Below are 20,310 nucleotides of genomic sequence, written 5' to 3'. Positions count from 1 at the left end.
TTCTTAAAATTGCGGCCAGCGACCGACGCCTGGTTTTATGGCGTCGCGTGGAAAGCGGGTTTATGAATCGCGTGTCGGCCAGAAGCGTCAAGCAGCTCGGGAGGTTCGGCGCTCGGCCGGAACTCGAGGCCAGGACGCGGGCGCTTCCGCAGGATCGCCTCGATTTGGCGCGATTGATTCAGTTTCTTCGGCGGCGTGCGCGATGGATCGGGGGGACGACGGCCCTCGCTTTGGCGCTCGGACTCGTCTTTTACCTCGTCGCGCCGGCGAAATACCGTTCGGCTGCGGAATTGCTGATCGATCCACGTGGAATTGCGGTCTCCAAATCGGACTCGGCGTCGCAAACCCAGGGCGCCGACAGTAATCTGCTCGATCTCGAAACGTACCGCTATCTCATCCTGTCCAAGGCCGTCCTCGGCTCCGTCGTCGATAGCGAGCATCTCGACGCCGACCCCCGTTTTGCCGGGCCCGGCTTTTTCGGCAGGCTTTTCAAATTCGGCGCCAAGAGCGGCGACGCGCGCGAAGTCGCCTTAGCGAAGTTGATCGACAGCGTCGAGGTTGTGCGCGGCGAACGCGCCCTTATTCTGGACGTCGTCGTCACGACGTCCGACCCTCAGCTTTCCGCGCGCCTCGCGAACGCCATCAGCCGGGCGTTTTTCACGCAACAGGCCAATGCGCGCACCGAGGCGGCCAAGCGCGCCGGGCTGGCGTTACAGACACGCGCCGAACAATTGGCTCGGCAGGTTCAGGAAGCGGAAGTCAGGGTCGAACGCTACAAATCCGAACATGATCTCTCCGGCCAGGCGGGCAAGCTCACCGAGGAGCAGCAGCTCAACGATGTGAACTATCAACTCGGGCTGGCGCGCTCGCAGACGGCGACGCAGCATGCACGCTACGAGGAGGCGTTGCGGCTGAGCCGCTCGCGCGCCGAGACGGACCAATTGAGCGAGGCCGAATCCTCGCAGGTCTTGATTGGATTGCGCGCGCAATACGCCGCCCTCATGCAGCAGAAATCGGCGCTCGAAACTCAGTTCGGGGCTCAGTATCCCGCCGTCGTCGACGTGAACCGCCAGTTGCGCACGGTGAGCGGATTGATCAAGGACGAGCTGACGCGGCTCGTCGGCGCCGCGCTCAGCGATTACCGCCGCGCTCAGGCGAAGGAGGCGGCGCTGGAGAAAACCCTCACGGAGCTCAAGCAGAAGTCATACCGCCAGAATGAATCGGTGATCGGCTTGCGCGCGTTGGAGCGCGGCCTCGAGGCGACGCGGGCGCTATACCAATCCTCCTTGACGCGCGCTAAAGACCTCGAGGAAACGCAGGACGTCGACAGCTCGACGTCGCGCATCATTACAGAAGCCACGCCCGCGTCGAAACGCAGCGGCGCGCCCTTGCCGCTGATACTTGGAGGCGCGCTGATCTGCGGCCTGGGTCTGGGATCAGCGCTCGGCTATCTGCGCGATCTTTCCAGCAACAACGTGGATGCTGGCGCCGGCGCTTCGCTGGGAGACCGTCTTGGCCTGCCCGTCGTTGCGCAGGCGGTGTTTGCGCGCCGGGACGCAATCGGTAATGCTGCGGCTTCCCGGCGCGGCGATCCTCCTGCGATAGAGGTCCAATCGGAGCAGTTGCTCGATTGGATTCTCTCCATACCGCCACGATATGGCGCGCGCATCATATGTGTCGCCGGGCTAGACGGCGATTTACGGAAATCGAGGATATTGTTCGAGTTGGGCGTCGCTTGTCTTTTGGACAAGCGACGCGCCCTTGTCGTCGATACCGACCTCGACGGGGGCGCGGCGAGCAGCTTTTGGCGCAAAGCTGGCGAAGGCTTGGTGAGCGCGGAACGCCGTGTGCAGCCGTTCGAATTGGCCGCATTCGAATTGGCGCCGTTCGAAGAATTCGAGGCTTCTTTTGCAATCTACGGCCCTGGCCCCGGGGCGCTCGAATTCTTGTGGCTCGGCGACGTAACGGGCCGGAACAGGAATTCTTTGACGGCGGGACGCCTCGAACGGGCGCTTCAGCCTTGGACAGAGGACGCTGACATTGTCTTGATAGACGCAGGCCTGGACGAGAACCTTGACCGCGCCTGCAGGGAGATTTCCGACGGCCTCGTCGTGCTCGTCGACAGCGACCATATGTGTGCTTCCGATATGGCGAGCCTATCGGATCGGCTCGGGCCGAAATATCCGGATTCAGTTTGCGTCATGCTCGTCAGCGAAAGGGCGGCGGCGTGAGCGCCGGCCACTCTGACGCGTTCGACTGGCTACGCATCGCCGAGACTCGTTATGGGGCGAGCTTTGCGGGATGGATCGTTTTCGGCGCGCTGACGTTCAATTTCATCCTGTGCTTCGTCAACACGAAGATTTTCGGGGTCAGCGCCGCAATTGTGATGGCGTCGGAGATGGCGCTTCTTGGCCTCGCCTTACTCCTGGTCCTCAGAGACAATCCGCCCTTATACGCGGTCCTCGCGGGCTATGTGTCCTTCGCGCTCTATTTGAGCAGCCTGCAAGGCGCGTTGGACATGAAGGCGATACGAGATATTCTCATCCCGATCGTTTTTTTGTTTCTCGGCCGCCGTCTCGGTTCGCCGGAAGCAGGCGACCGGCTTGTCGATATATGCGTCTGGACAGTGCTCGTCGTCGGAATCTGTGAATATTTGTTCCTGCCGTATTATCTGAAGTTCTTCGACATATTGGCCTATTACGTCGCGCGCGGGACGGTCGACGCCGCCGCGGCGGACACCACTGGAACAGGACTTTTCGCTAGCGGAATTCGGCCGGAAGGGCGCACGCTCCTGCCGTTCCTTGGCCCGCACCGCGTTTCGTCGATTTTCCTCGAGCCTGTTTCGGTCGGCAATTTTGGAGCGGTTGTCTTCTCGTGGATCATATTGCGCAATGTCGAGCGTCCGCTCGTCATGGCGATGAAGCTTCTACCCGCCACCGCCGTTTTCGTGCTCGCCGACGCGCGCTTCGGCCTGATGGTGTCGCTGACAAGCTTCGTCTTGTATCCGCTGGCGCGGTATATTGGACGGTTGCCGATCCTGTTGGCGCCCTTCTGCGTCCTTCTTCTTCTTGCCGTAAACGGCTTCCTCAACCCCGACAAGCCTTGGGACAATGGTTTCGCCGGTCGCCTTCTTCTGACCGGCCAGATGCTTTCGCATCTCGATTTTTGGGAGGCCATGGGCTTCGTGCAGGTGACGCGTTTTGTCGCCGATTCAGGATATACCTACACGCTCACCAAATTCGGGCTGCTCGGCTGCATCGGCCTCTGGAGCTTATTCGTGCTGCGCCCCGTCTCGGATGAAGCGGCCTGGCGCTATCGGCTGTTTACCGCAATTTACATCATCGCATTGCTGATGATCAGCAATTCAATGTATTCGATTAAAACCGGGGCTCTGCTCTGGTATCTTCTTGGCTGTTTGGAGGCGCCCGCAGCGCTCGATGAATATTACGAAGGGGTTGAAAGTTGACCGCCACGATCCCCACCGCCTTCAGCGCCGCAGCCGAGGGGGGAATTCCTGTCACCTTCTCTGGTTGCGCGGGCTTTTACCATCCGGGCGGGGGCGACGTCGCCGTGCTGATGTGCAGCGCCTGGGGCTATGAAGAATTATGCGTTCGCGCAAGCTGGCGGCAAATGGCCGATGAATTGGCCACGGCCGGCTTTCCAACGCTCCGCTTCGATTATCCGGGCGTCTGTGATTCACTCGGCGCCTCGACAGAGCCATGGCGCCTCGACGATTGGATCGACGCAGCCAAAGCGGCCGCCGCCTTGCTGCTGGATGTCTCGCAAGCGCGCCGGATCATCGTGCTTGGCCAGGGCCTCGGCTCGGGCGTCGCGATCCTTGTGTCGCAACAACTCTCGCGTGTCGAAGGCCTCGTTCTCCTTGCGTCATTTTCCAAGGGGCGTGCTTATGTTCGGGAACTGAGTGTTTCCGCCACTATGCTCGCAGATGCGGCTGGCGTTTCCATCGCCGCCCGCGCCGATGGGTCTTTGACCATGCTGGGCTTCGAGCTTCCGGCCTCTTTCGTCGGCGATCTCAAGAAACTCAATTTCCTCGAGTTGGAAAGCTTGCCGGCGCCGCGCGTTCTTTTGGTCGATCGCGTTCAAAGCCAGCAGGAACTCGCAAACCATTTCAACTTTCTTGGCGCGGCCGTCGAGCAGGTTCCCTACACTGGCTACGAGGAGCTCGTTTCCAATCCGACGATCACCGAGCATCCCCGCGAGGTCTTTTCCGGCATTGTCGGCCACATGGTCGCTTGGAGCGGCGATCGAAAGCGCCCCTATAATTCCACGCCGCGTGCGCCGCAACCCGCTAAGCCGCTCGTGGGCCCTTCGTGGCGGGAAACGCCGCTACACCTGGCGAACGGTCATGCGTTCGGCGTGTTCTGCGAACCGCTGGCTCCGCGCGTCGAGAGTGTTGCGCTGTTTCTCAACTGCGGCGCCAATCCGCACACGGGATGGCGGCGCATGACCGTCGACCATGCCCGCGTTCTGGCGGCGCATGGGATTGCGTCGCTTCGCATCGATACGACCGGGATTGGCGATTGCCCGGCGCCGATTGACTTTGGCGAAAGAATATACACGCAGGCGCAGACTGCGGATGTTCTCGCCGCCGTCGATTGGCTGGCGGGGCAAGGCAGGGGGAAAGTCTCCGTGATTGGCGTATGTTCCGGCGCCTATCAAGCCTTTCACGCCGCCATCCGCGACCCGCGGATCGAACAAGCGATCATCGTCAATCTCGTGGTCTTCGCCCGCGACCCCGCGCGCTCGGTTAGCGAATTGATAAAATATCACTCTCGCAGCAATACGGAATATTTCTCTCGCGTGCTCGATCGCGACGGGCTGATCAAGCTGCTCAAAGGCCAGGCGCCTATCCGCAAGCTGCTTTCGGTTGTTTTGGGGCGGATCGTAGATTCCGCCAAACACAAATTGATGTGGCTGATTCACTCGTTGGTCGGCAAAAAGCTTTTGAACGAACCGCAGAAGCGATTGGCGGAATTGGCTGCGCGCGGGACGCGGATCTCCTTCGTGACGAGCGCGGGAGATTTGGGAGAGGATGAGCTGACCAAATATTTCGGCAAGAATTGCGTCGGTCTGCGAGCATATGACAATGTCACTTGGTCGCGCATCCAAAACGCCGACCATAATCTGACGACGCAGGAAAGCGTCGATTGGCTTCGAGATCATCTTCTCGCCCGACTCGACGGTCCGATAAAGAGTTCATTCAGACAAGCGTCGTAACATCCTCGCCGGAAACAACGAGCAATTCATTGCGACGCGGACTTGTGTGTCCGTATCGGCGGAGAAATGGAAATGAACGAGGCCATTCGGCAGGCTCTTGAGGAACATGGCCGCCTTGCTGTGTCAGTCGATACGCTCACCGGAGCGTCCGACCTCTACGCGGCCGGCCTGACCTCCTTCGCAGCGGTTCAACTTATGCTTGCTCTCGAAGAGAAATTCGACATCGAGTTTCCGGATAGAATGCTCAACCGAAAAAGCTGGGCGTCGATCGACATGATCGCGAGCTGCATCTCCGAGCTCAAAGGTAAAGGCGTCGCTGCATGAGCGCGCCGCTCGACCGTATTTCGAGCGTCGTCGCTGTCGCTGCGCGCCATGCGGAGGAAGTCGACAGAGAAGCGCGTTTTCCCTTTGAAGCCTTTGCGGCTCTCAAAGACGCGCGGCTGCTGTCTCTCCTCATCCCGGTAGAATTTGGTGGCGACGGCGCGCGGCTTGCCGAAGTCGCGGAGGTTTGCTCCGCGCTGGGACAGCATTGCGCGTCGACGGCCATGATCTTCGCGATGCACCAGATCAAGGTTTCCAGCCTCGTCTCTTATGGCGCGGAAACCGATTGGGGCAAGCGGTTCCTGCGCCGCGTCAGCGACGAGCAATTGCTTCTTGCTTCGGCCACCACTGAAGGCGGCGTCGGCGGCAATATGCGCGCGAGCGTTTGCGCCTTCGAGCGCGAGGGAAGCGATTTTCGCGTCGAAAAGCGCGGCGCTTTGATCTCCTATGGCGCTCAAGCCGACGCCATCTTGGTCACGGCGCGGCGTGCGCCCGATGCGGCCGCCTCCGACCAGCTCATGGCCGCCATCACCAAAGATCAATACACGCTGTCGCGCACGGGCGTATGGGATACGCTCGGCATGCGCGGGACGTGTAGCGACAGCTTCATTCTGACAGCCAAGGCCCCGACCGAGCAGATTCTCGGCGCCGATTTCGCCGAAATCGCCGCGCAATCGATGCTGGCGACAGCCCATCTTCTGTGGGGTTCGGTGTGGTATGGCGTCGCCGTCGACGCGCTCGTGCGCGCTCAAAATTTCGTTCGCGCAGAAGCGCGCAAGGGAGGCGGCGGGCTGCCGCCCGGGGCTTTGCGATTGGCGGAGGCGTCCACGAAAGCCGAGGCGATGCGCGCAGCGCTCAAGGAGGGCCTCGCCCGCTTCGAATGTGCGCAGGAGAATCACGAAGACCTCAATTCGATGAGCTTCGGCGTCCGATTCAACAATCTAAAGACTTTTGCCTCTGAAACGGCGATCGACATCATCAATCACGCGCTGTTGATCACCGGAATCTCGGGCTACCGGAACGACAGTCCGCACAGTGTGGGCCGCCATATGCGGGACGCGCTCTCGGCGCGGATCATGATCTCGAACGACCGGATCTATCAGAACCTGTCGAATATGCTGCTTGCCCATCGACTCGATCCGAGGCTTTCTTAAATGTGTGGCGCTTGTTCCAGTTTCCTCGAGAATTTATTCGCCAAAGGCATTCTTCATGCGACTGGCGTCGATGGGTTATATGCGCGTGGCGGACGCTTCGAGGCTGTCATCGAGGGGATCGACGCGCTTATCTCGAATTTCGGCGCTAAGGACGGCGCCGAGGTCATCCGCTTTCCGCCTGGGATGAATCTGTCGCTCTTTCAAAAGAGCGGTTACATGAAATCATTTCCCCAGCTTGCAGGAACGGTGCATAGTTTTGCCGGCTCCGAGCGCGAGCACCTCGCGCTGCTCGATCGGATTCACAATGGCGAGAAATGGACCGATGGGCAACAGGCGACAGAGATCGCGCTGACGCCCGCGGCTTGCTACCCGCTTTATCCGATCGTCGCCCAGCGCGGTAAACTACCCGAAGGCGGCCTGCTTTTCGACGTGCAGTCCTATTGCTTTCGTCACGAGCCGTCGAAAGACCCGGCGCGGATGCAGATGTTCCGAATGCGGGAGTTTGTGCGTATCGGCCCGCCGGAGACTGTCACGAGCTTTCGACAGGATTGGCTGGATCGCGGCCGGGAGTTCGCAAGCGCGCTTGGCCTGCCGTTCGACATCGACGTCGCGAACGACCCGTTCTTTGGTCGCAGCGGCCGCATGATGGCCTCCAGCCAGCGTGAGCTCGGACTGAAGTTCGAGCTCCTTGTTCCGATCGAAGACGCCGACAAGCCGACAGCGTGCCAGAGCTTCAATTACCATCAGGACCACTTTGGTTCGCTGTGGGGCATCCAGACGGCTGCCGATGAAGTCGCGCATACGGCGTGCGTGGGTTTCGGAATGGAGCGCTTGGCGCTCGCCTTGTTCAAACACCATGGGCTCGACACCGATGGCTGGCCTTCTTCAGTTCGCGCCGCGCTCCAATTCTGAGGGAGCGCCGCGCGTCTCGCCTGCGAGCTATGTGTCGCACGCGTTGCATCGCCCGGAACGCGACTGGCCTCAGACCAATTGCTATGTCGATCTCTGGATCGAGGTGATTGCAACGCATGGCTTCGCGCCCGAGGCCATGCTCGGCTTCACGGTTCGTCAGGATTTCGAGGGCGATCAGTTCACTTTCTTCAAGCCGCCGCATGCCGATCTCGAATTTCTGTACGGCTTGCGGGTGGATGAGCTGGCTCTCTACGACAGCCTCGAAAACCATATCGAGACGCAGTTGCATCGCAAGCGCATTGTCGTCATCGAGGTCGATAGCTTTTACTTGCCGGACACGCGAGGGATTTCCTACCGCAGCGAACATTCGAAAACGACGATCGGCATTGTCGGCTTCGACGTCGCGCGATCGCAAATGCTCTATTTCCATAATGACGGCCTCTTCGCGCTCGATCACGACGATTTCCTTGGCGTGCTCGGCCGCGCGGCGGAGCAGAAGCGCGATGATGCGCTTTTTCCTTATGCCGAGTTTGCGCGTTTCGAGGCGATCCCCGAGTCGGCGGTGGACGTTCGCAACAAAGCAGAGCAGCTTCTGCGCGCGCATTTGGCGCGTCGGCCGCAGCGTAATCCTGTGAGCGCGTTTTCGGCCGCGTTTCCGCAGCTCTGGCAAAACCTCGAACAGCGACCGCCTGCTTTTTTCAACGTCTTCGTCTTCAACACGCTTCGGCAATTCGGCGCGAATTTCGAGTTGCTCGGCAGTCATCTCGATTGGCTGAGGCCCGAAGGCGCATTTGCGCGAGAAAGCGCCGAGTGCCACTCGCTTTCCTCGGCGGCAAAAGCGCTGCAATTCAATGTGGCGCGGGCGGCGACTCGGCGACGTCCGATTGATCCAACGCAGGCATTGAACGAGATGGCGGCTGCTTATGATCGTCTATTCGCAGGTCTCCTCGCCACGCTCGACGGCGCGAGATAAGAGGTGGCGCGCATTCTTTCGGTGCAAGGAGAATGCCGGCGCCGGCTCGAAGAAAGTTGGTCATTTCTTATCGACGAAGGCGGCGACTGGTCGCATCCTGACGTAATTCCATCGGATGCTGTATGGCGCGCCGCCAAGGTCCCCGGTGTCCTCGCGCAAGCTTTGCTCGAGCAAGGCTGTCGTTACGAGGATCTGCCGCCGCTCGACGGGATCGACTGCTGGTACAAGCTCTCCTTTAAGAATGAAGTCGAAGCCGATCTCGTGTTTCACGGGCTCGCGACGCTCGCGGAAGTTTTCCTGGACGGAGCGCTGGTGCTGTCGAGTGACAATATGTTCGTTCGGGAGGCAATTCGTTCTATCCAGCCCGGACAGCACGATCTGCACATCCGGTTTCGCTCGGTCCTGCGCGAGATAGACACGAAGAAGGGGCGCGCGCGTTGGCGCCCGCGCATGATCGTTCCCAGCGGGCTGAGGCACATTCGGACAACGGCGTTGGGACGGCTACCTGGATTTGCGCCGCCGACGCCGCCGGTCGGGCCTTATCGGGCTGTCGAGTTGATCGAGCACGGTCCGTTGCGTTTGCGTGACGCGGCGGTTCGCGCCGAGGTCGATAGGAGGGGCGCGAGACTTGCGGTCACAGTGGATGTGGCCACGCCCGAAGTGGATTCGGGCGCGCTATTCTGTGGCGAGCGTCATGTAGCTTTTGAAAAGCAAGGGGAGGGACGTCTCGTCGCCGAACTCCGGCTGGATGCTTACGAGCCTTGGTTTCCTCACAGCATCGGCGCGCCGAAATTATACGACGTTCACGCCGAGATCGGTGGTGTTAGCGTGGATCTCGGGCGCACGGGCTTTCGCCGCGTGGAGCTTTCGCGTGGCGAAGACGGCGCCGATTTCGCCCTCTCGGTGAATGGCGGGCCGCTCGTCTGTCTCGGCGCCGTCTGGACGGGAGCGGATCCACACAGTCTCGACGGCTCACGCCAGACGCTTGCGCCGCTCCTTGAAGTGGTGCGAGACGCGGGCATGAATATGCTGCGCGTTCCAGGAATACTCTACTACGAGAGCGACGACTTTTACGAGCTGTGCGACGAACTCGGGATCATGGTGTGGCAGGATTTCGCCTTCGCCAATTTCGATTACCCAATCGACGCGCCTGAATTTCGCGCGAGCGTTGCGCGTGAGGCCGCAGAGTTTCTTTCCCGCGTCGAGGCGTCGCCGTCTTTGGCGGTGACTTGTGGGGGCAGCGAGGTCTATCAGCAGGCCGCGATGATGGGGATCGCCGAGGCGAAATGGCGTTCGCCATTGTTCGAAGAGCTTTTGCCGGAAGCATTACGACGTCGAAGGCCCGACGTGATTTACGTCGAGAACTCGCCTTCCGGCGGCGCCTTGCCCTTCCAATCCGATCATGGCGTTTCTCATTACTACGGCGTCGGCGCCTATCGCCGCCCGTTCGACGACGCTCGACGCGCCAATGTGCGTTTTGCAACCGAGTGCCTCGGCTTTTCCTGTCCCCCGGAGACGGCGTCGATCCTGCGCAATTTCGGGTCGGCGCAAATGGCGTCGCCGCTCTGGGACCCTCGTATCCCGCGCGACATGGGCGCGTTGCAGGATTTCAGGGACGTCACCGAGCACTATATGCGGCTTCTCTATGGCTGCGAGCCGGAGCTGCTGCGGGCGTCGGACCCTGACCGCTATCTCGACCTCGCACGCGCTTGCGTCGCCGAAGCGATGACGTCGACCATCTCGGAGTGGCGGCGTTGCGGTTCGGAGGTGCGTGGCGCGCTTGTTTGGTTCTTGAAGGATCTTTGGCCGGGGCCGGGGTGGGGCGTTCTCGATTCAGACGGATTGCCGAAATCCTCCTATTACGCATTGCAGCGCGCCTTTGCGCCGGCGCAGACGTTCCTGATAGACGAAGGGGTGAATGGTCTTCATCTGCACCTCGTCAATGCCGGACCTGACCCGCTCGAAGGTGAGGCGTCGCTGACGTGCTACCGCGACGGAAGAACCATTGTCATGCACGCGACACGCTCGATCAGAGTGGCGCCGGGACAGGTGAGCGTCACTCGAGACGTTGCGTTCTGGGGCGGGTTCTTCGACACGGCGCTCGCCTATAATTTCGGACCGCCGTCGCATGACGTCACTGTCGCGGCGTTCCGGCCTAAATACAATCCAGATCATGTGTTGGAAGCATTTCACTTCCCGCTTGGGTTTGGGATCGCGCGCGCCGAATGTGGCTTACGGGCGGAGGTGGTTTTCGACGGCGCGGGCTTTGCCCTGCTGTTGACCGGGGAGTCTTTCGCGCAGTCGGTCTGCATAGAGTGTGAAGAGTTTCTCCCGGAGGACAATTGGTTTCATCTGGCGCCGGGGAAGCAAAAGCGCGTTGCGCTGCGTCCGCTCCGGCCATCGGCTATTCACCCGCGCGGTAGCGTGAGGGCGTTGAACGGTAAGCGAGTAGCTTACGAATGGCGGCCCGCGTAGCGGGGACGCCTGCGGCAAGAGACCAGATCAACGATAGCGCTCTTGTGGCTCTGGATTCCCGGTCGGGCTTCCAGCCCGCCGGGAATGACAAGGCCTCGTGCGAGCTGTTCATAGGGAATGGCGCCAGTCGCCCTTTGCGTGTCGTGCATTAATTGGCCAATTTAACGCAGGAGGCGCGCCATGACCGAGAGCGTCATCAAGGAAGAGGTCATCGTCGGTCGCCAAGGTCTCGAAGGCGTTCTGCGTAAGCCGCGTGAACCGCAGGGTCTCGTCATTTTCGCCCATGGCAGCGGTTCGTCGAGGTTGAGCCCACGCAACAACTTTGTCGCGGGGGAGCTGTCCAAGCGCGGATTCGCAAGCTTGCTGTTCGATCTTCTTACCGAGGAAGAAGCGCAAGATCGCCGTAACGTCTTCGATATCGCTTTACTGGGCGAGCGTGTCGTCGAAGCGCTCGAATGGGCGACGCGCGAGCCGGCTTTGCACGGATTGCCGATCGGCCTCTTTGGAGCGAGCACCGGCGGCGCGGCGGCCTTGGTTGCTGCGGCAGCAAGGCCCGCCCTGGTTGGCGCGGTGGTCTCGCGTGGCGGTCGCCCTGATCTCGCCGAAAGAGCGCTACCGTTGGTGAAGGCGCCGACTCTGTTGATCGTTGGCGGCCTGGACGATCTGGTTATACAACTGAATCAATCGGCGCTGCTCATGCTGCAATGCGCGAAGCGCCTCGATATCGTCCCGGGCGCTACGCATCTTTTTGAGGAGCCCGGAACGCTGGAGACGGTCGTCAGCCTGGCGATGGATTGGTTCGATCGCCATCTCCGGAATGCTGGCTGATACCATTTCGGTCTGAACAGCTCGCATCGCGCGCGTGTCATTCCCGGCGGGCTGAAAGCCCGACCGGGAATCCAGAGCCACGAGAGCGCTGGTTTTGCTCAGAGAGTCATTGCGAGCGAAGCGAAGCAATCTAGGACAGCGATGCGGCCCTGGGTTGCTTCGTCGGCTCCGCCTCCTCGCAATGACGGCAGTGTTTTCCTGTGTGTTCAAACGGCGCGAGCGTCGGAAATGGCGCCGAACCAATCGATGAGATGCCATATCACGAGAGGTCGGCTTCGTAGAGCGCCTTGGTTATGTGGTCGTGCAGATCGGCGTCCTCCATCATCGAGGCGCTGATCGTCTCGTCGCCGAGCCTCTCGGCCTCCGCTGCGCCCTCGCGCAAATCCTTGGCGGCGAGATGCCCCTGGCCAATGCGCATCAGGGCGTAAAGCTCGAAGCGCGCTGCTGGAGAGAGAGCCGCGATCGCGTCGCGCAGCGCAGTAATCTGCGGGGCGCCTTGAGGCAGGGGCTCGAAGCCAAGAGCCCCCGTTGGGTTATGTTCGCCGCGCGCTGGCGGCGCTTCGCCGAGATCCTCCTCGGCGACATTGCCGAGTAATTCATCGCGGCGCGTGCGCGCGGCCTTCGCAAGGGTCGCGATGGATTGCGCCTGGCGGACGTCGATATCTTCGAGCGTGATCATATCTGCCTCTCTCGCCGCAGATGCGCGATCGAGCGTCAACGGTGATGCGCCGATACGGCTTTCATTACTTCCGCCGCGAGATCGCGCGAGCCCCCGTGGGAGATGTCGCCCAAAGCGACGATTCCGACCATGCGTTTGTTTTCGTCGATCACTGGAAGCCGTCGGATTTGCTTGGTTTCCATGATCCTTATCGCGTCGCCGACGTCCTCCGTATCGCGGCAATAGATGATGCCGCTCGTCATGACCTCGCGTACGGAGAGCTTGGAAATATCCTTGTCTTCGGCGACGGCTCTGATGGTGATGTCGCGGTCCGTGACCATGCCGACGAGGCGATCATTTTCACCCACCGGGATTGCGCCCACGTCGTGCTCGCGCATCTTTTTCGCCACTTCTGCGACCGGAGTGTCGGGCGAAACCCATTCGACGCCCTGGTGCATCACGTCCTTCACCTTCATGGCAAGCTCCAATGCAAAGGCGGAGTTTCGCGCAGGGACTTCACGCATTCGTCCCTACGCTCGCTCGATGCTATCTGGTTCGCCCGTTCGAGAGCGCAATCCCGCTGCCGGAGCTGGAGATTGTCGCCCCGACGCCGCGGGCTCGCTTGACAACGGCGCCTCTTCGCCGTGACTTGCGGCCGGTTTTCATGCGCCGGAGTCGTCATGCGCCTCGCCCAACTCTACCGCTATCCAGTCAAGGGCCTCTCGCCGGAGCCGCTGCGCGCCGCCGATCTCCAGACGGACGGTTATTTCCCCTGCGACCGGCTCTTCGCGTTGGAGAACGGGCCTTCGGGTTTCGACCCGGCCGCGCCGGAGCATCAGCCCAAGATCAAGTTTCTCATGCTCATGAAGAATGGCGCCCTCGCCGGGCTTGCCACCCGCTACGACGAAGACAGCGGGACGCTTGCGATCTCGGAGGGCGGCCGTGAGGCCGTGCGCGCCAATCTGCGCACGCCAGAGGGCCGTACGGCGATTGAGGCGTTTCTGAGCGCTTATGTCGATGAGGCACAAATCCGCGGGCCGGTGAAGCTGCTCGAGGCGCCCGATGGTTTTCGGTTCACCGATTCCAAATCGGGCTTCGTCTCGCTCATCAATCTCGCAAGCGTTGCAGAGATCGAGAAGGCGCAAGGGACCCGCGTCGATCCGCTGCGCTTTCGCGGCAATCTCTATATCGAGGGCGCAGACGCTTGGGCGGAAGCCGCTTGGCCGGGGCGCACGCTGAAGATCGGCGACGCGACGCTTTCAGTGCTGAAGATGACCGACCGTTGCGCGGCGACGGGCGTCGAGCCCGGCACGGGGCGGCGGGACATGGATGTCGTGCAGACGCTGAGAAAGAATTTTGGCCACGTCGACTGCGGCGTCTATGCCCGCGTCGAAAAGGGCGGACGCGTGGCGGTCGGCGATGCTCTGACGCTCCTCTGATACCGTTTCCGTTTGAATAGCTCGCATTGGCGCTTGTCATTCCCGACGGGCCAAAGGCCCGATCGGGAATCCAGAGCCACAAAAGCGACGCAGGTTTTGCTCTGGATTCCCGATCACTCGCTGCGCGAGCGTCGGGAGAACCGATCTCACGGATTTCGTATGAAAAAGAGCTGACGCGCCTTTGAAAAAGAAAAGAGCCGCCTCGGTCTGAGGCGGCTCTTTTGGTTTCGATGAAGCTCAGAGACGGTCCGGCTCGAGCGGGAGCTCGGTCGGCTGCGTCGCTTCCTCGCGAGCTTCGCTGGCGGCTTCGTCGAGCTGCGCGCGCGGACGGCGGCGGCGGCGCGGATTGAGGTGGAAATTCACCCCCTCGTGCTCGCGCGCCTGCGGGCGCTCGGCAGGCGCGAAGCCGGTTTCGGGCGCCTCGCCCTCGGCGGCGACAGGCGCGCGCGCGGGCGGCGCGGTGATGAAGGAGGGCAGGCCGGGCGGCGGCTCGTCACTGGCCTCGGGCCGCTGGAAGCGGCGGTCGCGGCCGCGTTCGAAGCGACGCGGCTCACCCTCGGCGCTGCGCTCGCGGAAGGGCGGGCGCTCGGGCCGCGGCGGTCGCTCGCCGCGCTCTGGCCGCTCCATCCGCTCTGGCCGCTCCATGCGTTCTTGCCGATCCGCACGCTCGGGCCGTTCGGGCCGCTCCGGGCGTTCCGGCCGCTCTGCGCGCATGTCGCCGATCGGCCGCTCCTCATAGGGCTGCGGCTGGGGTTGCTGCTGCGCGTAATGGGGTTGCGGCTGCGGCTGCTGCGGCGCGAAAGGCTGCTGCTGCGGCTGCCCTTGATAAACCGGCTGCGGCAGGCGCTCGGAGAGCGGCGCGAAGCGATCGGGCAGGGCGGCGAAATCGTCGTCGTCCTCCAGCTCGACTTCCGCCTCCATTTGCGGGCGGCCGTAGCCGCTCGCCTGCTGCTGCGCGAGCTGCGCGGCGGCGATGAGACGGAAATAATGCTCGGCGTGCTGCAACAGGCTCTCGGCCATGATCGTGTCGCCAGAGGACTGCGCGTCGCGCGCGAGCTGCAAATATTTCTCGGCGATGTGCTGGGCGGTGCCGCGGATTTTGACGTCTGGACCGTTCGACTCGTAAGAGCGCGTCAGTGGGTTCGGCCCTTTCCGGCCGCTGCGCCCCCGCATTCTCTTGTTTTGTCCTGGTCTCATAATTCCCCCGAAAGCTTCGCGCAATTCATGCGCAAATGATGCAAATGGCAGGTCGCGCCGTGCCGTTCCTTCCGCCGAAGGAAGTTCGTTTGGATCGCTCCGCAGGCGCTGCGTATCGACGGATCGGAGGCCGGCCATTGACCGCGCCGTCATCGATCCTGTTGCTGCCGCTTGGCCCTGCGCGATTCCCTGTATCGCTCGGCGACTCGCCTGGCCTCTCGGCGCGGTCGCCTAACATGTCAACCAAGCGGACATCGATGGCCGCGCATCTTCAAAGGAGGCGCGCCGTGACGATCAGCGTGGTTTTACTCCGCCGGGATCATGCAGCTTACACGCCAGCCTTTGCCGGCCTGTCCTGAGGCGTCGCTCGCGAGGCGGGCCCGGAATTGTCGAGATCCCCATCTCGATTTCGTTTAGCTGATATAGTTCAGACTATAGAGACTGCATCCCCCCGAGCCAAGTGCGGCGTCGCGTTCTACGGTTAAAATCGAGTGCACTGTAGCGAATATGTCACGTCTACGGCTGAGCCGGACGCGCAGCCACGACGCGCTCGTGGCCGCCCGCGTCTCTGCCTACCCGCGCAATGGCGAAACCCTTCGCGCCAAGGAGGGAAGCAACGCTCACCGCCTGATCCGAGCCGACCTCGAATGCGACAAGTCCGTCGGATTTCAGCAATCGCGCAACATCTGCGACAATCTCGCGGTAACAATCGAGTCCGTCCCGCCCGCCGTCGAGCGCGAGCGCAGGATCATAGAGCCTGACCTCCGGATCGAGGGTGGGAATATCGCCGGCGCGCACATAGGGCGGATTGGAGACGATGACGTCGAAGGGACCGGCGAGCGATTCGGCCCATCTTCCCCGCACCACGACGGCGCGGTCCGTGAAGCCGCAACGCGCGAGATTTTCGGCCGTCGCCGCGCAAGCATAAGGCGAGAGATCGACCGCCACGGCGCGCGCCGCTGGCAATTCGCTCAACAAAGCGCAGGTGATCGCCCCCGAACCTGCGCCGAGATCGAGAATAGAAAGCGGCGCGTCGCGCTTGTCGGTAAGCGCAAGAACGGTTTCGACGAGCGTCTCCGTATCGGGGCGCGGGTCGAGAACTTGAGGAGAGACGACGAGGTCGAGCGTCCAGAAGCCGCGCTCCCCGAGAATGCGCGAGACCGGCTCGCGCGCCGCGCGGCGCGCCGCCAGTCGCGAAAGCCGGTCGGCTTCGTCGTCGGTAATCGGCGCCTGGGGAGACATCGCCAGCTCCAGGCGCGAAAGCCCCGCCGCCGCGCGCAGCAAGGCCCGCGCGTCGTCCTGGGCTTGCGCGGCCTCAACGCCGCTATCGCTCAGATAGGCCGCGACCTGCGCAATGGCCTCCGCGCGCGAGGGTTGCCTCTCGATCGCGGAGAATGGCGCTGGGTCGCGGCGCATGTCCATGTCTATGCGACCTTGGCGATCAGCGCCGACAGACGCTTGGCGAAGGCCGCCGGATCGACAGGCGCCTCGCCGTCGGCGACGCGCGCGAGATCGAGCAGGAGATGCAGCCCATCGGCCGCGCCCTCTCGCCCCTTCTCACGCAGGCTCGCCGCCAGCGCCGCGACGGCGGGATGCTTGGCGTTGATCTCCAGCACGGGCTTGCCGAAAAGCCCCTTCTGTCCGGTTTCGGCGAGAATGCGCGCAAGCTGCCGGTCGAGGCCCTTTTCGGACGCAACGAGACAGGCGGCGCTTTCGGTCAGCCGCGTCGAGACGCGCACGTCCTCGACGGCGTCCGACAAGGTCTCCTTGAGCGCGGCGACGAGATCGCCCACATCGGCGGCCGGCGGGGTTTCCTCCTTGCTCTCGTCGAGCAGGGCAATGGCGTCGATGTCCGCCGCGCCCTGGGTCACGGATTTGAATGGCTTGCCGTCGAACCCAAGCGCGTTCGTCACCCAGAAGGCGTCCACGGCGTCGTCGAGCAGCAGAACCTCGACGCCTCTCGCGCGGAAGCCTTCGAGCTGGGGACTCGTCGCCAGACGCGTCGCATCGTCGCCGGTGATGTAATAAATCGCGGTCTGATTTTCGCGCAGATCTGCGACGTAATCTTTCAGCGTGCGCGTCTCGCCGTCGGATTTCGTCGAGGTGAACCGTGCAATCGCGAAGAGATCGTCGCGGCGGCTCGGGTCTTCGTGCAGGCCTTCTTTCAGCACAGAGCCGAAGTTTTCCCACACTGTCGCGAATTTCTCGGGCTCGTTCTCAGCGAGCTTTTTGAGTTCCTGGAGGAGACGCGTCGCGACCGCCTTGCCGATCGAGGCGATGACGGGGCTCTTTTGCACCATCTCGCGAGAGACATTGAGGGGAATGTCCGCGCTATCGACCACGAGCCGCACGAAACGCAGCCAGGCTGGCAGAAGCTCGACGTCGCGCGAGATGAGCACGCGGCGCACGTAAAGCTTCGACTTGCTCTTGCGGGAGGGCTCGAAGAGGTCGAAAGGACGCGAGCCGGGCACGAAGGCGAGCACCGTATATTCGGTGCGGCCCTCCGCGCGCCAATGCACCGTCAGCGCCGGCTCGTCGAAGGAGCCCGAGAGCTGGCGGTAGAAATCCGTATACTGCTCCTCGGTGATCTCCGACTTCGGCTTGGTCCAGAGCGCTTGACCGTCGGCGATTCGGCGCGGCTCCTTGCCAGGCTCCTCGATGAGGTCGATCGGCGTCGAGACCGCGCCGGAATGTTCGCGCACGATGCTCTCGATGCGCCAGGGCTCGAGAAATTCGTCGGATTCGGCGTTGAGATGCAGCGTCACGCGCGCGCCGACCTTGGGCGCGTCGTCGAGCGCGAGCGGCGCAATCGAATAGGTTCCCTTGCCCTGCGACGACCATAGCCAGGCTTGGTCTTCGCCCGCGCGCCGCGTCGCGACCTCGACCAGATCGGCGACCATGAAGACGGAATAGAAGCCGACGCCGAACCGGCCGATCAGCGACGCGCCTTCCCCGGCGCCCTCCTGGCCGAGCTTATCCAGAAAAGCGCGCGTGCCGGAATTGGCGATGGCGCCGAGCGCGCTGATAAGCTCGTCATGCGACATGCCGACGCCATTGTCGGCGACGGTGAGCTGGCGCTTTTCCTTATCGAGCGCGATGGTGACCAGCGGCGCGCCGGCCTCGGCCGCGAGCCTCTCGTCGGAGAGTGATTCGTAGCGCAGCTTTTCGCAGGCGTCGGCGGCGTTCGAAATAAGCTCGCGAAGGAAAACCTCGCGCTCCGAATAGACGGAATGCGTCATCAGCTCGAGAAGCTGCGCGACATCGGCCTCGAAGCCGAACTGAGCGGCTTGCGGCGCTTCGGCAGTGACAGCGTCTTTGGTCATGAGTGCTCCAAATGGGTCAGGCTCCGGCGCGGGAGTCCTGATTAAAAACGCAAAATGGGCGGCCTTGCGGCGCGCTGCTTGAGTTTGGCATTTGTCCAAAAATTGCAAGGGGACAGCGGTCAAAAGACAGGGCCGGCGCGGGATTTCTCCCGGCCGGCCCGTCATCACCGGACCTGTTGCGACTTGAGAACGCGCGATCCCGGGGGGCTGGGGGGCTGACGAAAACCGGAAAAGCGCGCCGAAGCCGGTCGCGGCAATGAGAAGAAATATTGGGCTAGCCGTTTGACGCGCAAGGGGCCCAATGCAGGCTAAATTGTGATTAATGACTGTAGATGCTGAGGTTAAGGCCCGAGAGCCCTTAATATGTCGCGTCGATGACAAACAACGCTTGCCCCGCAGCCCGCATCGCGCGAACATAATGGCAAGCTTGGAGAACATGCATGGCGGAGTCGGAGACGACGGAGCCCAGCCGTTCCCGCCCAGCCTTTGTGGTGGTGGGCGGCTCCGGACGCTCGGGGCAGGGGGACCACGCGAAGGGGGCGGAGAACCGGGCGGCGGCGCAGGTCTCGTTCGACCGGCGCGAGCTCAACGCCCTGTTCAATCTCTACGGCGCCAAGGTCGCCGCCGGCGAGTGGCGCGATTACGCGCTGGACTTCACGCCCGCCAAAGCGGTTTTCTCGATTTTCCGGCGGACCAGCGAAGCGCCGCTGTATCGAATCGAAAAAAATCCCGAGCTGGCGCGCAAGCAGGGCGCTTATGCGGTGATCGCCGCCGGCGGGCTCGTCATGCGGCGTGGGCACGACCTCGCGCGCGTTTTGCGCGTGCTCGACAAGGGGCTGCGCATCGTCGGCGCGGAATAGGCAAAAAAAGCCCCGCTTACGCGGGGCTTCTCCGGATCGGGCTTAGGCCGCCTCAGAGCGTCAGTCGTTGCGCTGACCGAAGAGATACAGCAGCGACTGGAACATGTTGATGAAGTCGAGGTAGAGCGACAGCGCGCCGAAGACGCTCTTTTTCTGCGCCACTTCGTAACCGTCGCCCTCGTAATACATGTCCTTGATGTTCTGCGTGTCCCAGGCGGTGAGGCCCGAGAAGATCAGCACCGACAGGATCGACAGCGCGAACTGAAGGCCGCTGGAGTGCAGGAACAAATTGACGAGGCCGGCGATAACGAGCCCCCACACGCCCATGACCAGGAAGGAGCCGAAGGCCGAGAGGTCGCGCTTCGTCATATAGCCGTAGATGCTGAGGCCGCCGAAGGCCGCCGCCGTGATGAAGAAGACGCGGGCGACCGATACGCCGGTGTAGACCAGCAGGATCGACGACATCGACAGGCCCATCAACGCCGAGAAGGCGAGGAACAGGTTACGCGCCGTCGCCGCCGACATGGTCTGGGCGCGCGCGCCGATCAGGAAGACGAAAGCGAGCGGCGACAGCATCACCACCCAGCGCAGCGGCGAGAGATAGAGCGCCTGGCCGAAGGACGACAGAGCCACCAGCTTGCCGCCGACGAATTGCGGCTCCGCGAGCATATAGGTGCCCAGCGCCACGAGGCCGGTCACGGCGAGGCCCAGCGTCATGTAATTGTAGACGCCCAGCATATAGCCGCGCAGGCCTTCGTCGATCTCGGCCGTGGTCGACCGGGCGACCCCGCGGCCGTAGCCGAAGTTCGAGTTGCGGTCGTAATATGACATAGCGATCCTCTCGATCTCCCAAGGCCGGCGGGGACGGATTTCCGACCATCGCTCGTAGCCTCAACCATTATGGCTGAGTGCAATATGGCTTGGCCCGATTT

At 62.3% G+C, this 20,310-nt stretch carries 17 protein-coding genes; 11 read left to right on the top strand and 6 right to left on the bottom strand.

Annotated elements, in window-relative coordinates; genetic code table 11:
• The first annotated feature begins 62 nt into the window (after positions 1-62).
• The 9 genes from QNA11_RS07430 (at position 63) to QNA11_RS07390 (ending at position 11,901) form a co-directional block, all read left to right on the top strand.
• Positions 63-2,231: a GumC family protein gene (locus tag QNA11_RS07430; protein WP_283482522.1), complete on the top strand. Its 2,169-nt coding sequence runs from the start codon at positions 63-65 to the stop codon at positions 2,229-2,231.
• Complete coding sequence (locus QNA11_RS07425) at positions 2,228-3,466, top strand: surface polysaccharide polymerase (protein ID WP_283482521.1); 1,239 nt, start codon at positions 2,228-2,230, stop codon at positions 3,464-3,466. Before QNA11_RS07430 ends, QNA11_RS07425 begins: the two co-directional genes overlap by 4 nt.
• Positions 3,463-5,238 (top strand): alpha/beta fold hydrolase, encoded by a 1,776-nt coding sequence (locus tag QNA11_RS07420; protein ID WP_283482520.1) that lies wholly within the window; start codon positions 3,463-3,465, stop codon positions 5,236-5,238. The genes QNA11_RS07425 and QNA11_RS07420 overlap by 4 nt, the downstream gene beginning before the upstream one ends.
• A 72-nt stretch (positions 5,239-5,310) precedes the next feature.
• Positions 5,311-5,562: an acyl carrier protein gene (locus QNA11_RS07415; RefSeq protein ID WP_202073671.1), complete on the top strand. Its 252-nt coding sequence runs from the start codon at positions 5,311-5,313 to the stop codon at positions 5,560-5,562.
• Complete coding sequence (locus QNA11_RS07410; RefSeq protein WP_283482519.1) at positions 5,559-6,713, top strand: acyl-CoA dehydrogenase family protein; 1,155 nt, start codon at positions 5,559-5,561, stop codon at positions 6,711-6,713. The genes QNA11_RS07415 and QNA11_RS07410 overlap by 4 nt, the downstream gene beginning before the upstream one ends.
• Positions 6,714-7,625: an amino acid--[acyl-carrier-protein] ligase gene (locus QNA11_RS07405; protein ID WP_283482518.1), complete on the top strand. Its 912-nt coding sequence runs from the start codon at positions 6,714-6,716 to the stop codon at positions 7,623-7,625.
• Positions 7,585-8,598, top strand: a complete 1,014-nt coding sequence (locus QNA11_RS07400; RefSeq protein ID WP_283482517.1) for a DUF1839 family protein — start codon at positions 7,585-7,587, stop codon at positions 8,596-8,598. Before QNA11_RS07405 ends, QNA11_RS07400 begins: the two co-directional genes overlap by 41 nt.
• A gap of 3 nt (positions 8,599-8,601) precedes the next feature.
• On the top strand, positions 8,602-11,073 hold the full coding sequence (locus tag QNA11_RS07395; protein ID WP_283482516.1) for a glycoside hydrolase family 2 protein: 2,472 nt from the start codon (positions 8,602-8,604) through the stop codon (positions 11,071-11,073).
• A 180-nt stretch (positions 11,074-11,253) separates the two neighbouring features.
• A complete protein-coding gene (locus QNA11_RS07390) occupies positions 11,254-11,901 on the top strand; it encodes a dienelactone hydrolase family protein (protein WP_283482515.1) in 648 nt (215 codons plus the stop codon).
• 259 nt (positions 11,902-12,160) lie between these two features.
• Here QNA11_RS07390 and QNA11_RS07385 read toward each other — a convergent pair whose 3' ends face one another.
• Together QNA11_RS07385 and QNA11_RS07380 are read right to left on the bottom strand one after the other, a co-directional pair.
• Positions 12,161-12,580 carry a DUF3775 domain-containing protein gene (locus QNA11_RS07385; protein WP_283482514.1) on the bottom strand — a complete coding sequence of 140 codons (420 nt, stop codon included), beginning with the start codon at positions 12,578-12,580 and terminating at the stop codon, positions 12,161-12,163.
• 35 nt (positions 12,581-12,615) lie between these two features.
• On the bottom strand, positions 12,616-13,035 hold the full coding sequence (locus tag QNA11_RS07380) for a CBS domain-containing protein (protein ID WP_281928378.1): 420 nt from the start codon (positions 13,033-13,035) through the stop codon (positions 12,616-12,618).
• A gap of 204 nt (positions 13,036-13,239) precedes the next feature.
• On the opposite strand from QNA11_RS07380, the gene QNA11_RS07375 reads away from it, so the two are divergent.
• Positions 13,240-13,998, top strand: coding sequence for an MOSC domain-containing protein (locus QNA11_RS07375; protein ID WP_283482513.1), 759 nt, complete (start codon positions 13,240-13,242; stop codon positions 13,996-13,998).
• Between the two features lie 237 nt (positions 13,999-14,235).
• On the opposite strand, the gene QNA11_RS07370 is transcribed toward QNA11_RS07375, so the two are convergent.
• The 3 genes from QNA11_RS07370 to htpG all read right to left on the bottom strand — a co-directional run bounded on the left by QNA11_RS07370 (position 14,236) and on the right by htpG (position 18,518).
• The gene (locus QNA11_RS07370) at positions 14,236-15,171 is read right to left on the bottom strand and encodes a DUF4167 domain-containing protein (RefSeq protein ID WP_283482512.1); all 936 of its coding nucleotides are present in this window, start codon (positions 15,169-15,171) and stop codon (positions 14,236-14,238) included.
• 540 nt (positions 15,172-15,711) lie between these two features.
• Positions 15,712-16,611 (bottom strand): peptide chain release factor N(5)-glutamine methyltransferase, encoded by a 900-nt coding sequence (gene prmC / locus QNA11_RS07365; RefSeq protein ID WP_283482511.1) that lies wholly within the window; start codon positions 16,609-16,611, stop codon positions 15,712-15,714.
• 8 nt (positions 16,612-16,619) lie between these two features.
• The gene (gene htpG / locus QNA11_RS07360) at positions 16,620-18,518 is read right to left on the bottom strand and encodes a molecular chaperone HtpG (RefSeq protein WP_283482510.1); all 1,899 of its coding nucleotides are present in this window, start codon (positions 18,516-18,518) and stop codon (positions 16,620-16,622) included.
• 440 nt (positions 18,519-18,958) lie between these two features.
• Between htpG and QNA11_RS07355 the strand changes: the two genes are divergently transcribed.
• Positions 18,959-19,378 (top strand): DUF2794 domain-containing protein, encoded by a 420-nt coding sequence (locus QNA11_RS07355; protein WP_202073681.1) that lies wholly within the window; start codon positions 18,959-18,961, stop codon positions 19,376-19,378.
• Between the two features lie 60 nt (positions 19,379-19,438).
• Here QNA11_RS07355 and QNA11_RS07350 read toward each other — a convergent pair whose 3' ends face one another.
• Entirely contained in the window at positions 19,439-20,209 is a 771-nt protein-coding gene (locus QNA11_RS07350) for a Bax inhibitor-1/YccA family protein (protein WP_281928369.1), read from the bottom strand.
• Positions 20,210-20,310: the final 101 nt, after the last annotated feature.

The sequence above is a fragment of the Methylocystis sp. JR02 genome, assembly GCF_030063565.1.
In the GTDB taxonomy this organism is placed as follows: domain Bacteria; phylum Pseudomonadota; class Alphaproteobacteria; order Rhizobiales; family Beijerinckiaceae; genus Methylocystis; species Methylocystis iwaonis.
The sequence above is the reverse complement of the archived record's forward strand: the minus strand, read 5'-3'. Positions and strand labels throughout refer to the sequence as shown.